13 protein-coding genes are annotated in these 12,999 nt (G+C 61.5%); 5 read left to right on the top strand and 8 right to left on the bottom strand.

Annotated features, from left to right (window positions below):
- Positions 1–152: 152 nt before the first annotated feature.
- Complete coding sequence (gene mshD, locus CHU71_RS02695) at positions 153–1,073, bottom strand: mycothiol synthase (protein WP_147760099.1); 921 nt, start codon at positions 1,071–1,073, stop codon at positions 153–155.
- A 33-nt stretch (positions 1,074–1,106) separates the two neighbouring features.
- Between mshD and CHU71_RS02690 the strand changes: the two genes are divergently transcribed.
- A complete protein-coding gene (locus CHU71_RS02690; RefSeq protein WP_070419952.1) occupies positions 1,107–1,916 on the top strand; it encodes a DUF2993 domain-containing protein in 810 nt (269 codons plus the stop codon).
- 46 nt (positions 1,917–1,962) lie between these two features.
- Here CHU71_RS02690 and CHU71_RS02685 read toward each other — a convergent pair whose 3' ends face one another.
- Positions 1,963–3,003, bottom strand: a complete 1,041-nt coding sequence (locus CHU71_RS02685) for a diacylglycerol kinase family protein (RefSeq protein ID WP_070419953.1) — start codon at positions 3,001–3,003, stop codon at positions 1,963–1,965.
- Positions 3,004–3,056: 53 nt separating this feature from the next.
- Here CHU71_RS02685 and CHU71_RS02680 point away from each other — a divergent pair, with 53 nt between their 5' ends.
- Positions 3,057–3,707, top strand: coding sequence for an FABP family protein (locus CHU71_RS02680; protein ID WP_147760098.1), 651 nt, complete (start codon positions 3,057–3,059; stop codon positions 3,705–3,707).
- Here the strand turns inward: CHU71_RS02680 and CHU71_RS02675 are convergent.
- On the bottom strand, positions 3,704–4,570 hold the full coding sequence (locus CHU71_RS02675) for an aminodeoxychorismate lyase (RefSeq protein ID WP_370450476.1): 867 nt from the start codon (positions 4,568–4,570) through the stop codon (positions 3,704–3,706). The genes CHU71_RS02680 and CHU71_RS02675 overlap by 4 nt on opposite strands.
- A 30-nt stretch (positions 4,571–4,600) precedes the next feature.
- Here CHU71_RS02675 and CHU71_RS02670 point away from each other — a divergent pair, with 30 nt between their 5' ends.
- Both CHU71_RS02670 and CHU71_RS02665 read left to right on the top strand, forming a co-directional pair.
- Positions 4,601–5,659, top strand: a complete 1,059-nt coding sequence (locus CHU71_RS02670) for a folate-binding protein YgfZ (RefSeq protein WP_147760097.1) — start codon at positions 4,601–4,603, stop codon at positions 5,657–5,659.
- 177 nt (positions 5,660–5,836) lie between these two features.
- A complete protein-coding gene (locus CHU71_RS02665; RefSeq protein ID WP_034657466.1) occupies positions 5,837–6,043 on the top strand; it encodes a DUF3073 domain-containing protein in 207 nt (68 codons plus the stop codon).
- A 460-nt stretch (positions 6,044–6,503) separates the two neighbouring features.
- On the opposite strand, the gene purM is transcribed toward CHU71_RS02665, so the two are convergent.
- Genes purM through CHU71_RS02650 form a run of 3 tightly spaced genes read right to left on the bottom strand, consistent with a single transcriptional unit; the run spans position 6,504 to position 9,491 of the window.
- Positions 6,504–7,556: a phosphoribosylformylglycinamidine cyclo-ligase gene (purM, locus tag CHU71_RS02660; RefSeq protein ID WP_147760096.1), complete on the bottom strand. Its 1,053-nt coding sequence runs from the start codon at positions 7,554–7,556 to the stop codon at positions 6,504–6,506.
- Between the two features lie 20 nt (positions 7,557–7,576).
- Complete coding sequence (purF, locus tag CHU71_RS02655; RefSeq protein WP_147760095.1) at positions 7,577–9,076, bottom strand: amidophosphoribosyltransferase; 1,500 nt, start codon at positions 9,074–9,076, stop codon at positions 7,577–7,579.
- Between the two features lie 10 nt (positions 9,077–9,086).
- Entirely contained in the window at positions 9,087–9,491 is a 405-nt protein-coding gene (locus CHU71_RS02650; RefSeq protein WP_070419958.1) for a sterol carrier family protein, read from the bottom strand.
- Positions 9,492–9,525: 34 nt separating this feature from the next.
- Here CHU71_RS02650 and CHU71_RS02645 point away from each other — a divergent pair, with 34 nt between their 5' ends.
- A complete protein-coding gene (locus CHU71_RS02645; protein WP_046646036.1) occupies positions 9,526–10,545 on the top strand; it encodes an acyl-CoA thioesterase in 1,020 nt (339 codons plus the stop codon).
- A gap of 28 nt (positions 10,546–10,573) precedes the next feature.
- Here the strand turns inward: CHU71_RS02645 and CHU71_RS02640 are convergent, their stop codons facing one another.
- Together CHU71_RS02640 and CHU71_RS02635 are read right to left on the bottom strand one after the other, a co-directional pair.
- Positions 10,574–11,503 (bottom strand): MaoC/PaaZ C-terminal domain-containing protein, encoded by a 930-nt coding sequence (locus CHU71_RS02640; protein WP_147760094.1) that lies wholly within the window; start codon positions 11,501–11,503, stop codon positions 10,574–10,576.
- Positions 11,504–12,832, bottom strand: coding sequence for a 3-oxoacyl-ACP reductase (locus CHU71_RS02635; protein ID WP_147760093.1), 1,329 nt, complete (start codon positions 12,830–12,832; stop codon positions 11,504–11,506). It abuts the gene before it with no gap.
- Positions 12,833–12,999: the final 167 nt, after the last annotated feature.

Raw genomic sequence — 12,999 nt, 5'->3', positions numbered from 1 at the left:
ACCGCACTTCGCATTGGTATTTCGCGAAAGAGCTGAAAGATGATTACCAACACCGCGGTTAACTCACGGGATGTAAAGCTAACCGGAGCGGGTTAACCGCAGTAGTAGTTTCAGGTGAACAAAAAGTGAACATGTCCCCAATCCGCGTGAGGCTAATCACGATCCGAATAGACGGAATGGTCTTCAATAACTTCGAAGCCCAAACGTTCATACGCCCTCACGGCCGGCTCGTTATCCGCCTCAACATAGAGAATTACCCGCTCAGCTCCCTTTTCCACCATGCGGTGAAGGCCGTCGTGAAGCAATGGACCGCCTAGTTTTTGACCGCGATAAGCCTCCGAAAGACCGATCACGTAGACCTCACCAAACTCAGGAGTTTCTTCTGTGTGCCATTTGGTCCAGTGGAATCCGACCATCGTTGGAGCACCCTGAGGTGAGGTTTTCTCCTCATCCCACATGAATTGGACGTCCGCCGGATCGAACCAATCCGCCTCCATTCCGCGGTGAAAGCGCTCAAGATCCCAGCCACCTTGCTCGGGGTGCCACGAGAATGCCTCGTTGTTGGCGCGCACCCATTCCTGTTCCACCCAGTCCTTGCCCCACCGCTGAACGGAATCGGTGTAACTAAGGTGGGTAAAGGGGGCGTCGTCAAGCGCGGCGTGCTTGGCCAGGTTCTGCCCGTTTACCTCCATCACCAGCAGCTGTCGCACCAGGTGCAGATTGTTGCGGGCCGCCAACGCGCGTGCTGCCGGCAGGTTCCCGTGCGCCCAGAAATGGGCATGCGGCTGGGCGGCGCGAACGTGTTCAATGAGGTCCTGGCCCAGGCCGTGCCCGCGATGAGAGGGGTGAACAAAAAGCTCCACATCCTGCCCGGCCACAGCGGCGATACCGACTACCTGCTCGCCTTCCTTGGCGAGGTAATGCTGGTGCTCCAAGCGCGCATCGCTCAGGCCAAGCAGGAACTGCTCGGACAAGGGCGCGATGCCATCTGCCCGGCGCGCTTGCTCGGCACCAGCGCGTACCTTGTCTGCGAGATCGGCGTCTTGGGTGAGATTCAGGGATTCGATATTCATGCCCACCAGGGTACGTGCGGTAAGAATAGAGGGGTGACTGTTCTCCAAATCAACCGCCATATTGTCCGCCTTGGTGTCGTCGCCTTGGTGGGCGGCATCGCCTGGCTTAGCGACTCCGCAGTGGCTATGCACGCTGAGCACACAGTGGCTCAGGAATCGAAGGCGGTCTCGCGCCTGGAGAACACTCCCGACGTCTATATTGGCGGCATCCCTTATACATTGGCTGCGCTAACCAAGGAGATTCCTTATCTCGAGGTGCAGTCGCTCGACGTCGAGGTACCCAAGCTCGGCATGGTCAACGCCTCAACCACAATGCGTGACATCACCATCACGCCGCAGCAGGTTTTCAGCGGCAAGTTTGAGGGCGCACCAGTATCCACGTACACGCGCGGTATCAGCCTCGATGGCGTAGCGCTCGGACGTTTGTTAGGGATTACGGATCTCTCGATTGCCAACCCCGACAACATCTCCCCCATCGGAGGCACCGCGGCAGAGGCTGAGCTGACGGGCACGCTGCCGGGCGATACAAAGAAGTCCACCGTGAAGGTGGCGCTGCGCTTGGTCGGCGAGCAGTTCCACATGAACGTCTACGACACCGAAGACCCGCGCCTTATCAAGGCCTTTACCCTCCAGTTCGATACCCGCGAGCTGCCACTTCCTGCACAGGCGACGTCCGTCAAGCTCCACGGCGGCTCGATCACCTTCGAGGTCCAACGCCGCAACATCAAGCTCAAGTCCACGCAGCTGTCCCCTCTCGAAATAGAGGGCTCAGAGGAGAAGGCCGTTAAGGACGCCGAGCAAAAGGCGGAGGACACTGCGGAGAAGGTTAACGAGGGCAGCTAGCCCTGGGGGTGGCTCGCGGACTAGCGACTCGGTTGCCTGGCAGCGCCTACTTGATGCGAATCAAGTCGCGCAGAATCTCTCGCACGCTCCGCTCGTGGGGCGGGCGCGGCTGCAGGGGCGCGAAGACCTCGATGGCATCTGCCACCGATTCCAGGTGCACCTCGGTGAACTTGCCCACGGACTCGCCGTCGGCTTGGAAGCGCTTCGGAGTTGGCGTCTCCAAATCAACCGATTGTGCATCGTCGAACTGCAGCGCACGCGCCTGCGTGATCTTGGACAGCAAGCGCCGACGGTCCACGCCCATCAGGTGCAGCATGCCCACTAGGCCATGGATGCCGCCCAAGTCAGAAACCCCAAATAGCCCCAGGCCCGCGTCGAAGGAGTTGCGCGGGTTGGTTACCACGGGAAGCGGGCCCAGGAACGTCCATGGGTTGGTATTCGAGGTAAACATCAGCGGGACCTTGTGGGCGGTGAATTTCTCACCTGCGCGGCTGACCGCGTGCACGGAAATCTCCGGTGGGATGACGCGCGCCCGCAGGTAAGCCTGCGCGGAAACCGCGAGGTAGCGCAGCGGCGTGGCCGAAAAGCCCATCTCTCGTGCGCGATCGACTCGGGCAAGAACGTCGGCGTCCAAACCAAAACCAGCGTTGACCGCAAACCAACGGTCGTTCCACGTACCCAGGTGAATCTTGCGGCGGGTGTCGCGCTCCATGAGGCGAGCCAAGACGTGGGCCGCCTCCACCGGGGTATTGGGAATTCCCAGTGCACGCACAAAGACGTTCGCGGAACCGGTGGGAACTACGCCGAGGACAGGAAGCTCTTCAGGTCGCGGACGGTCCTTTCGGTCAGCCGGCCCCAACAGGCCGTTGACCACCTCGTTAACGGTCCCGTCGCCGCCAAAGACCACGATGGCGTCAAAATCGGTGCGTGTCATTCCGCGCACGATCTCCTCCGCATGCCCCGCGTAATGGGTGAACTGCATGCGCATGTGAGCGCCTTCGACGTCGCGAAGCAGCGGAATGACCTGCCGGAACAAGGCATCGCTCTGAGAAGTCGAGTTCGGATTTGAAATTGCTAGTACTCGCACAGCGAACCAGCCTAGTGGTTGTTGACGTACATAGACGACTAGGCTGGTGCGTCATGAGCGAAAATAGCAACGAAAATAGCACCCAGAAGATCAACGGCAACGACGCCGTAAACCACGCCGCGGAGGCGTGGAAAGACGCAGCTTCCCGCAATATCCCTGCAGTAGACATCGTGGAGAACCCACTCGCGCAAGAGACCGCTAACCTGCGCCAGGGTCCTTCCCTGCACGACGGCCTGCTGGCTCTCCTTCCCCTCGTGGGCGTATGGCAGGGCGAAGGCCAAGCACATGACACCACCGGCGAGCAGTACAGCTTTGGCCAGCAGCTCATCGTGAGCCACGACGGCGAAAATTACCTCACCTTTAGTTCTCGCACCTGGCGCATCGATTCCGAAGGCAAGCCAAGCGGCGCGGATATCCGTGAAAGCGGCTTCTGGCGCATCTCGCTCAAGGACGAGATCGAAATGACCTACACCTCTTCCAACGGCATCGTGGAAATCTTCTACGGCGAGCCTTTCAACGAGCGTGCATGGCAGCTGGAATCCGCCTCCACCATGGTCACGGAGATGGGCCCGAAGAACTTTGGCCCGGGCAAGCGCATGTACGGCTTGATGCCGAACAACAACCTCGGCTGGGTAGACGAGCGCATGGTCGACGGCGAGATGCGCCCTTACATGTCCGCTGAGCTCACCCGCGTGGCAGGCTAACGCGCCAGAGCAGCATCCAAGAGGTCCCGGATTTCCGCAGCGTTATCTGGGGCCTTTAGCCTTGTCCCATCAAGGTTAGTCACGCGCACAGCGGTACGTACCGAGGAGACCAACCACACAGAGTCAGAGCGCTCCAGGTATCCAGGGGTGATCTCCTTGGCCTTGCAGCGATAGCCCTTTTCCGTGGCGTACTCGAAAAGCGCGGCCTGGGTAGTGCCCGGCAGGATTCCCTTGCCCGCCGGGGTACGCAGCTTGTCACCGCGTACCGCCACGACTGTCGACGTCGCGCCCTCCAGCACCAAGCCCGTCTCCGGGTCGGTGAAGATCACGTCCTCAAAGCCCTTGCCTCGCGCCAGGCGCAGCGTGGCCATTGTGGCCGCGTAGTTCAGGGTCTTGGCGGGAAGCTCCTCAGCCACCTGCCACAACCGCGGTGTGGTCATGACCTTCACTCCCTTGGCACGCTGCTCAATAATCTTGGCGTCGATGGGCTGCACCACTACCCACGCGGTGGGGTGTCCGGTCGAGGCGCGCCCGCGGGTATAGGTCCAGGTGCACTTGGCCTCGCCTTGGCCATCAGGCCCGAAATAGTCGGCGATAGCCAGGTTGGTGGCCTCTTCCCACTTCTCCAACTGCGGCTCGGGCAGCTCGAGAGCCAGCGCCGAGTTAATAAAACGTTGGCCATGGCGCGCGAGGTTCGCGGCCTTGCCATCTCGGATAAGCAGAGACTCAAAGATTCCGTCTCCCCGGGTAACTGCGGCGTCATCCCAATAAACGAGCGGCAACGACGGCAAATGCTTGCGCACCGAGCCGCCATAAGGCTCAACAACGTAGATGACCGGCTCTTTTCGAGGCGTGAACTCCATATTTTTCATTATGCCCTACCATCGGAACCCGTGAGTTATTCTTCGCCACTTCTTCAGCGCCCCGGCGCATCAGAAATCCAAGACGCCACGCTTGTCGACGCCGTCGGTATCGCCTGGCACTATGGCGATCCGCTCGTGGAGCAGCGATCAGTAGAGACCGGTTCCGCAATTGTGGACCGATCCCAGCGCCGCGTCATCAAAGTTGCGGGACCTGAAGCCGCAACGTTCCTAAACAATCTGCTTTCGCAGAAGCTAGACGACGTCTCCTCCGGTTTTCACGCCGGCGCACTCGACCTCGATATGCAGGGCCGCGTGCTCCACCAGGTAGACCTCTCCCGTGTCGAGGATGCGTTCTATCTCGACGTGCCTGCAGCGCAGTTCGATTCGCTGCTGAGCTTTTTGACCAAGATGATCTTCTGGTCCCAGGTAACCGTGGAAGAGGCGGAGCTAGCCGTGGTGACTGTGCTGGGCGAAGCGCTTCCCGCACCGGCTGATGCGGTACTTTCCCGGGACGTCGTATGGCGCGGGCCCCATCGCACCGACCACCTGATTCCGCGCTCGCGCCTCGGTGAGGCCGTGGCCGAGCTGGAGGCAGCCGGCGGAACCCTCGTGGGGTTGATGGCATTTACCGCGGAGCGCGTGCGCGCGTTGGAACCTGAGCTCGCCGCGGACTTGGACGACAAAGCAATCGCGCATGAGGTACCGCACTGGATTCGCCGCTCGCAGGGACCGGCCTTTGTGCACTTGGACAAGGGTTGCTACCGCGGGCAGGAAACCGTGGCCCGCGTGGAGAACCTCGGCTGTTCCCCGCGCTTGCTGGTGATGCTTTACCTCGATGGCTCGGCTCCAAACCGGCCTGCGATTGGTGACGAGGTAACCCTGGGCGGGCGCCGCGTGGGCCGACTGGGCACCATTGTCGATGACTGCGACTATGGCCCGATTGCCCTGGCATTGATCAAGCGTTCCGCGCTCACGGGCGGTCAGCTAACGATCGGCGACGTTGCCGCGTCTGTGGAAGAGGACTCCTTGCCTACCGACGAAGGGGCCAAGGCTGGGCGCGCGGCCGTGGAAAAGCTGCGTGGCCGCTAACTCAATGGCCGAAAGAGGCGAGTTATACCACTACTTTTGCAATAACTAGGGGGTGGTTCGGAATTTTTTCGTCACACAGGCTATTGTGTCTAACAGGAAGATTCACTTTTAGATTTAAGCCGATGGGGCGTCCAAGAATCCCTGGAACGCCCTACTCACCTCAAGGGGGTCATGCACATGGGACGCGGACGCGCAAAGGCAAAGCAGACCAAAGTTGCACGCCAGCTGAAGTACAATTCGCCCGAAATGGATCTGGATTCGCTCCAGCGGGAGCTCGCCTCCCAAAACCCGAATAACTCCCACGATTATGAGGACGAAGATCCTTATGCCGACTACGTCGACGAGTGGGACGAAGACGACCAAGACGACGAGGGCAAGCGCTAAGGCGCTTTCCTTTTCGCCGCTGGAACTCCAGCTGTAGGCCGCAGCCGCTTCGCGCGGTTGCGGCCCTTTGCTTTGGCCGCTGTCCGGCTCTTTCCCGCGTTGCCCTGCTCTTACCCGCACTGTCCTGCTCTTCACGGCCTCTTCCCTGGTCTGCCTGAGCCGCCCCTGCTCTTCCCTCGGCCTTCCCTCGGCCTTCCCTCGGCCTTCCCTCGGCCTTCCCTCGGCCGGCATTTCCAAATGGTGAGGAACAAATGGTGAGGTGAGGCGTCACCCGCCCCAGGAGCCCACTGCAGTCACAGTGATTACAGTGCAACCTCACCATTTGGAGCCACACTAGGCTCCGACTGCATTTGGCGGCCGCGGGACAGACGCCCCAAATGGCAAACCACAAACGGCCTCCCCTCCTCCACCGCGATGTGGCAGAGACTGGAAGGCCGAAAGCAGAAGTGGTTGGACGGGCTTAGAAGTTCGGGTGCTCACCATTCATGATGACGCGAGCTTCACCCTCGCCCGCAGCGCGAATGGTGCCCAACTCCCAGGCATCGACGTGGCGGGCAGCCATCATGGCCATAGCGCGCTCGCGGTCCTCCGGGGAGACAACCGCAATCATGCCAACGCCCATGTTGAAGGTCTTCTCCATCTCTTCGAGGGAAACCTTGCCCACGGAGGAGATGGTCTTGAAAATCTGGCCTGGGGTCCACGTAGAGCGGTTGACCTCAGCGGTCAGGCCCTCAGGGATAACGCGCTCCAAGTTGCCAGCCAGGCCACCGCCAGTGACGTGGCAGAAGGTGGAAACGTTGCACTCAGCGGTCAGCGCCAGGCAGTCCTTGGCGTAAATGCGGGTCGGCTCAAGCAGCTCCTCGCCCAGGGTACGGCCAAGCTCTTCGATGTGACCGTCGAGAGGCAGACCAGCCTGCTCCAGCAGGACGTAACGAGCCAAGGAGTAGCCGTTAGAGTGCAGACCAGAGGAAGCCATGGCGATGAGGACGTCTCCGTCGCGGACCTTGTCCGGGCCCAGGATGGAGTCAGCCTCAACAACGCCGACTGCAGTTGCGGAAACGTCGTACTCCTCCGGATCCATTACGCCCGGGTGCTCAGCGGTCTCACCACCGAGGAGCGCAGCGCCAGCCTGGACGCAGCCCTCAGCAATACCTTTCACGATCTCCGCGACCTTCTCCGGCACGACCTTGCCCACAGCGATGTAGTCCTGCAGGAACAGCGGCTCAGCGCCACAGACCACGAGGTCATCCACACACATTGCCACGAGGTCGATGCCGATGGTGTCGTGCTTGTCCATGGCCTGCGCCACAGCCAGCTTGGTGCCCACGCCGTCGGAACCCGCGGCCAGGACCGGCTCCTTGTAATCGCCCAGCTTGAACAGGCCGGCGAAACCGCCGAGACCACCCACGACCTCCGGGCGGGAGGCACGCTTTGCGTGCGGGGCAAACAGGGTAACGGCACGGTCGCCTTCTTCGATGCTGACGCCTGCTGCGGCGTAAGTGTTCTCGCTCATTGTTGAGTCCTTCAAGTCTTTTAAGATTCAGAGCCGAGCACGGAGCGCACGGCCTCAGCATTCGGGTTGCCGGCCGGGAGGCCGAGTGGGTAGACACCGTCAAAGCAAGCGGTGCACAGCTCGTGTTGCGGCTGTTCGGTCGCGGCGACCATCTCCTCAATGGAGACGAAGCCGAGGGAGTCCGCACCGATGGCGTCGCAGATAGTCTTGCAGACTACTTCCGGGTCATCAGACGGGTTGGCATTAGCGATGAGCTCGCCCGGGGAGGCGAAGTCAATGCCGTAGAAGCACGGCCACTTCACCGGTGGCGAGGCGATGCGCACGTGCACCTCGGCAGCGCCTGCCTCACGCAGCATGCGGATGAGCGCACGCTGGGTGTTGCCTCGGACGATGGAGTCATCCACCACCACGAGACTCTTGCCCTCGATGACCTCGCGCAACGGGTTCAGTTTCAGGCGGATGCCCAGCTGGCGCAGGGTCTGTGTGGGCTGAATGAAGGTGCGACCAACGTACGCATTCTTCACCAGGCCGTGCGCGAAGGTGATGCCGGACTCGCGGGCATAGCCCACGGCCGCCGGGTTGCCAGACTCAGGCACAGGAATGACTAGGTCCGCATCTGGGGCCGGGTATTGCCGCGCTAGACGACGCCCAATTTCCACACGCGTCGCGTTCACCGAACGGCCCTTGATGTCGGTATCAGGACGTGCCAGGTAGACGTACTCGAAGACGCAACCGTGGTGAGTTGGCTCCGCGAACTTCTCCGAGCGGATGCCCGCCTCGTTGATGGAGATGAGCTCGCCCGGTTCAATCTCGCGGATGAACTGCGCGCCGACGATGTCGAGCGCACAAGTCTCCGAAGCCACGACCCAGCCCTTTGGCAAACGGCCCAGCACCAGCGGGCGCACGCCGTGCGGGTCGCGCGCAGCGTAGAGAGTGTGGCCATCAGTAAAGGTCAGGCAGAATGCACCTTTAACACGAGGGAGCAGGGCGCGCGCCGATTCAAAGACGCTAACGTCCTCACTCACGCCGTCGGCAAGCAGCATGGACAAGCACATGGAGTCAGAAACCGACTCTTCATGCGGCTTAATGAGCCCTCGCTCGATTGCCTCAGCGCGCAGCTCAAGGTAGTTGACCAGGTTGCCGTTGTGGCCCAGCGCGATATCGACGCCGCTCGGCGAGGTGCCGAACATGGGCTGCACGTTGGACCATTCCTTACCGCCCGCAGTAGAGTAGCGCGTGTGTCCCACGGCGACGTTGCCCTGCAGGGACGCGAGGATGGATTCATCAAAGATGTTGGCCACGAGGCCCATGTCTTTGAATACGACGATGCTGTCATCATCACCCACAGCGATACCGGCAGCCTCCTGGCCGCGGTGCTGCAGTGCAAACAGACCGAAGTAGGTCAACTTCGATACTTCTTCGCCCGGGGCCCAGACGCCAAAGACACCGCATTCCTCGCGCGGTTCGGTCTCGCTGCGATCATCGAGATTGGTGATATGGGGAGTTAGTTCAGCTACCACGGCTGCAATCCTAGCCGTTGTGGCCGGTAGAAACTAACGGAATGATGGGCAACCATGCAGCGATTTCCCCTGAGCGCGAGCCAGAGGCATCCACCTGAGCTGCGCCAACGGCGTCCTCCCAGCTGAGCAAGCCTGTAGCCAGCTGCAACCATGTCAAAGCGTCGGTCTCCACCACATTGGGTGGAGTGCCGCGGGTATGACGGGGACCCTCGATGCACTGGACTGCCACGAATGGGGGCACCCGCAGTTCCACCGAGTGCCCCGGCGCGTCGGCTTCGAGGGTGCGGGCGGTGCGACGGACGGCGTCGGCAAGCAATGCCCTACCTGGTTTTTCCACCTCATCGGGGCGTTTTATCCAGTCTTGGACCGCCACTACGGCAGCGCGCGTGGCCGCTGGGTCTACCTTATTTTTCATGCGCTAATTCGGCCTCCCTGATAACTTTCTATGCATGTCACTTACCCTTCCGGAACAAGAGAATACTGAAACCGCAAAGTCGCCATCGATCACGCTTCGATTCATGGCGGCGCCCACGGACATGACCATCGCTGGTGCGCAGGGCATTGGCGGCGGCCGCGTCCTAGAGTGGATCGATAAGGCCGCGTACGCATGCGCGGTGCAGTGGTCCGGAATGTACTGCGTGACCGCCTATGTGGGACACATTCACTTCACTCGCCCGATCCCTTCGGGCCACCTGGTAGAGGTGCGCTCGCGCATCGCAATGACGGGCCGTTCTTCGATGCACATCGTGAACGAGGTGCTATCTGCCGATCCGCGCGACGGCATCTTCACCCGCGCGTGCGACTGCCTGGTCATCTTCGTGGCCAAGGACCCGGAAACCGGCAAGTCCACCCCAGTTCCTTCCTTTGAACCTTCCTCCGACGATCACCGCCGCGTGTGGGAAGCCGCGGAATCCCGCATTGAGCTGCGCAAGGCCATCGAGGAAGAGATGGAGAAGCAGACTTATGACGGGCCTTCCGACGCCCCGCGCATGATCAACCGCTTCCTGGCCAAGCCGACCGACGTCAACTGGGGCGGCAAGGTCCACGGCGGCACGGCAATGGAGTGGATCGATGAGGCGGGCGCTGCCTGCACCATGGAGTGGTCCGGCGAGCACACCGTGGCAGTCTACGCCGGCGGCATTCGCTTCTACCGCCCGATTTCCATCGGTGACCTCATCGAGGTCGACGCCCGCATGATGCGAACCGACGCCCGCTCAATGCAGATGTCCATTCACGTGCGCTCAGGCAACCCACGCGGCGGACGTCAGAACTTGGAGACCGCCATCCACGCCACGGTGTCCTACATGGCGATGGACGCGGACTGGCAGCCGATTGCAGCACGCCAGTTCACGCCGAAGACGGCCGAAGACAAGGCGCTGTGGGAGCACGCCGGCATTCTGCGTAACCTGCGCGGACAATACTCCCCGAAGCCGCTCGTGGTGGCACCGCAGCACCAGCACCTAGACTAGCCATGCGGTGAGCCCAGCTAGGTGCTGATTAGCTGAGCGATTCGACGGCGGCTGCCACGTGCAGCTTGTCGACGTCCTTGGCCTTGCGTAGTTCGAGCGTCCACGCACGGTCGTGCGCGCTGGCAAAGAGCGCGGTGGACGCGGGAAGAATGACCGGCTTGTAGAAGTCGGCTTGGACGCGGACGGCTTCGGGGAGCCGCCCCTCCAGTGCGGTGAGCATCGAGGCATGCGTGTACATGCCGTGGGCAATGGTATTGGGGAAGCCAAAGAGCTTGGCGCCCGCCCGTGAGGTGTGAATCGGGTTCTTATCGCCGGACGCTTCCGCATAGACCTTGGTGGGCTCGGGGCTAAAGCGGAGGGTCGAAACGGGGTTGGTTCCGGCAGCTGGGGCCTGCGGCTGCGGCAGGAAGCGCGTGGCTTCTGGGCGGGATGCAACTTCTTCTGGGGTGGAGGAAGAGAACTTGGCGCCAGGGCCTAGGAAGGCGGAGGTCTGCTGCCAGACCAACACGTCCTCGACGTAGATGGACGTAATCATGTCCAGGACCAAACCCTTGCGGTGCGGGCGAAGGTTTTCCGCGTGGACATTGATGGTGAACGTGTCCTCGACATGGAGGGGGCGGAACTGTTCAATCTTGTTGGACAGGTGCACGATACCCATCGCGGGGAATGGGAAACCCGGTGAGTCCATTACTTTCACCGCTAAGGGGAAGGCCAGGGCGTAGGGGTAAGTCACCGGCGCTTCGTTGCCAAGGCGGAATCCCACTGCCTGGCAGTAGCGGGCGAGGTGAATGGGATCGATGCAGACGTCATCAACACGGAAGGCGGTTGCCGGGTCATCGATTGTGCGTTTGGGTTTTAGGCCCGGCACCATGGCGGGAACCGCTTTAGTCACCTGCTTGCGGTAGAGCTCGCTGAGCTCCGGAACGGCGGGCAGGTTCACTACGTTGAGCGCAGTCATTTAGGCTCCCATCATGTTCTGGCCGCAGACGCGGACGGTATTGCCGGAAACGGCCGCGGAGGAGGCGGCCGCGAAGTAAGCCACGGTCTCAGCGACGTCGACAGGCTGGCCGCCCTGTTGCAGCGAGTTGATTCGGCGGCCAATCTCGCGCGGGCCGGTAGGCATGGCGGCGGTCATCGCGGTCTCGATGAAGCCAGGGGCCACCGCGTTAATAGTGGAACCGGACTCGGCGAGGAGCGGTTGGAGGGCGTCGACAAGCCCGATGACGCCCGCCTTGGTGGTGGCGTAGTTGGTCTGGCCGCGGTTTCCGGAAATACCCGCCATGGAGGACACGCCCACAACGGCTGCGCCCGGGGCGAGGTCACCATTTTCGATGAGCTTCTCGGTGATGCGCACCGGTGCCAGGAGGTTGACGGCCAACACTGCATCCCACTGGCCTTCGTTCATGTTGGCCAGCAGCTTGTCGCGAGTGATGCCGGCGTTGTGGACGATAACGTCGATGGCGCGGCCGTAGCGATCCTGCGCATGCTTGGCGATGGCCGCGGCGGCACCGGCATCCGTGACGTCGAGCGGCAGCGCCGTGCCCTTCACATTGTTGGCAGTGGCGCTGAGGTGCTCGCTGGCGCCCGGAATATCGATGCAAATAATGTCTGCGCCATCGCGAGCGAAGACCTCCGCGATGGTGGCTCCGATTCCGCGCGCAGCGCCCGTGACCACGGCTAAACGGCCAGCCAATGGGGCGGACCAATCATGGTCCTTGCCGCCAGAACCAGCCTTAACGCGAACCACCTGGCCGTCCACAAACGCTGACTTGCCGGAGAGGAAGAAGCGCACGGTGGACTCCACCTCAGCGGTGGCTGCCGGGTCGACCCACACCAGATTTACGGTGCCGCCCTTCCGCATTTCTTTTGCGAGGGAGCGCGTGAAGCCTTCGAGGGCACGGGCCGCAATGCGGGCGTCGACGGTATCGGCGGCCTCCGGGGTGGTGCCGATGACCAGCAGGCGCGCGTTGGCGGTGAGGTTGCGCAGCTGCGGGTGGAAGAAGTCGTAGAGCTCGCGCAACTGTTCGAGCTTGCAGATCCCGGTGACGTCGAAGACGAGCGCTGCGCGCTTGGACTCCGCAGTCACGGACAACAGCTGATAGTCCACCGCGAGCTGCGAGTTAAGGAATGTGGCGATGCGCCCCTCCCCTGCTGCTCCGATGACAACCGGGCCGTCGAGAGCCGGCTCGCCGGGGGTGAAGCGGCGCAATGGATACCCCTGCGGCACGCCTGCCTTGGCGGCGACAGGGGAGTTGATCAGTTTCTCGGCGAAGTTAATTTTTGGCATTTAAATTCCTTCCCTTAACAAGGTTGCAAGCCTTTATGTAGTAGCTTGCAAGTTTAGTTAATTAAGTGATAGAACTAACAATATCATTCAGCCTGTGATGTAGAGCATTTGAGTGAAAACTTTTTCCTAGCACGTTCCTAGCAAGGATTTCCCACCAAGGAGTCGCA

The organism is Corynebacterium sp. LK14, from assembly GCF_008042215.1.
In the GTDB taxonomy this organism is placed as follows: Bacteria; Actinomycetota; Actinomycetes; order Mycobacteriales; family Mycobacteriaceae; genus Corynebacterium; species Corynebacterium striatum.
Note: the sequence above shows the minus strand (reverse complement) of the source record. Positions and strands in the feature narration are given on the sequence as shown.

Bases quoted from the DNA above. Each gene is read 5' to 3' on its own strand.
- purM (WP_147760096.1), bottom strand. From the start codon at position 7,556: ATGAGCGAGAACACTTACGCCGCAGCAGGCGTCAGCATCGAAGAAGGC.
- CHU71_RS02645 (WP_046646036.1), top strand. From the start codon at position 9,526: ATGTCACTTACCCTTCCGGAACAAGAGAATACTGAAACCGCAAAGTCG.
- CHU71_RS02635 (WP_147760093.1), bottom strand. From the start codon at position 12,832: ATGCCAAAAATTAACTTCGCCGAGAAACTGATCAACTCCCCTGTCGCC.
- CHU71_RS02665 (WP_034657466.1), top strand. From the start codon at position 5,837: ATGGGACGCGGACGCGCAAAGGCAAAGCAGACCAAAGTTGCACGCCAG.
- CHU71_RS02640 (WP_147760094.1), bottom strand. From the start codon at position 11,503: ATGACTGCGCTCAACGTAGTGAACCTGCCCGCCGTTCCGGAGCTCAGC.
- CHU71_RS02680 (WP_147760098.1), top strand. From the start codon at position 3,057: ATGAGCGAAAATAGCAACGAAAATAGCACCCAGAAGATCAACGGCAAC.
- mshD (WP_147760099.1), bottom strand. From the start codon at position 1,073: ATGAATATCGAATCCCTGAATCTCACCCAAGACGCCGATCTCGCAGAC.
- CHU71_RS02650 (WP_070419958.1), bottom strand. From the start codon at position 9,491: ATGAAAAATAAGGTAGACCCAGCGGCCACGCGCGCTGCCGTAGTGGCG.
- CHU71_RS02675 (WP_370450476.1), bottom strand. From the start codon at position 4,570: ATGGAGTTCACGCCTCGAAAAGAGCCGGTCATCTACGTTGTTGAGCCT.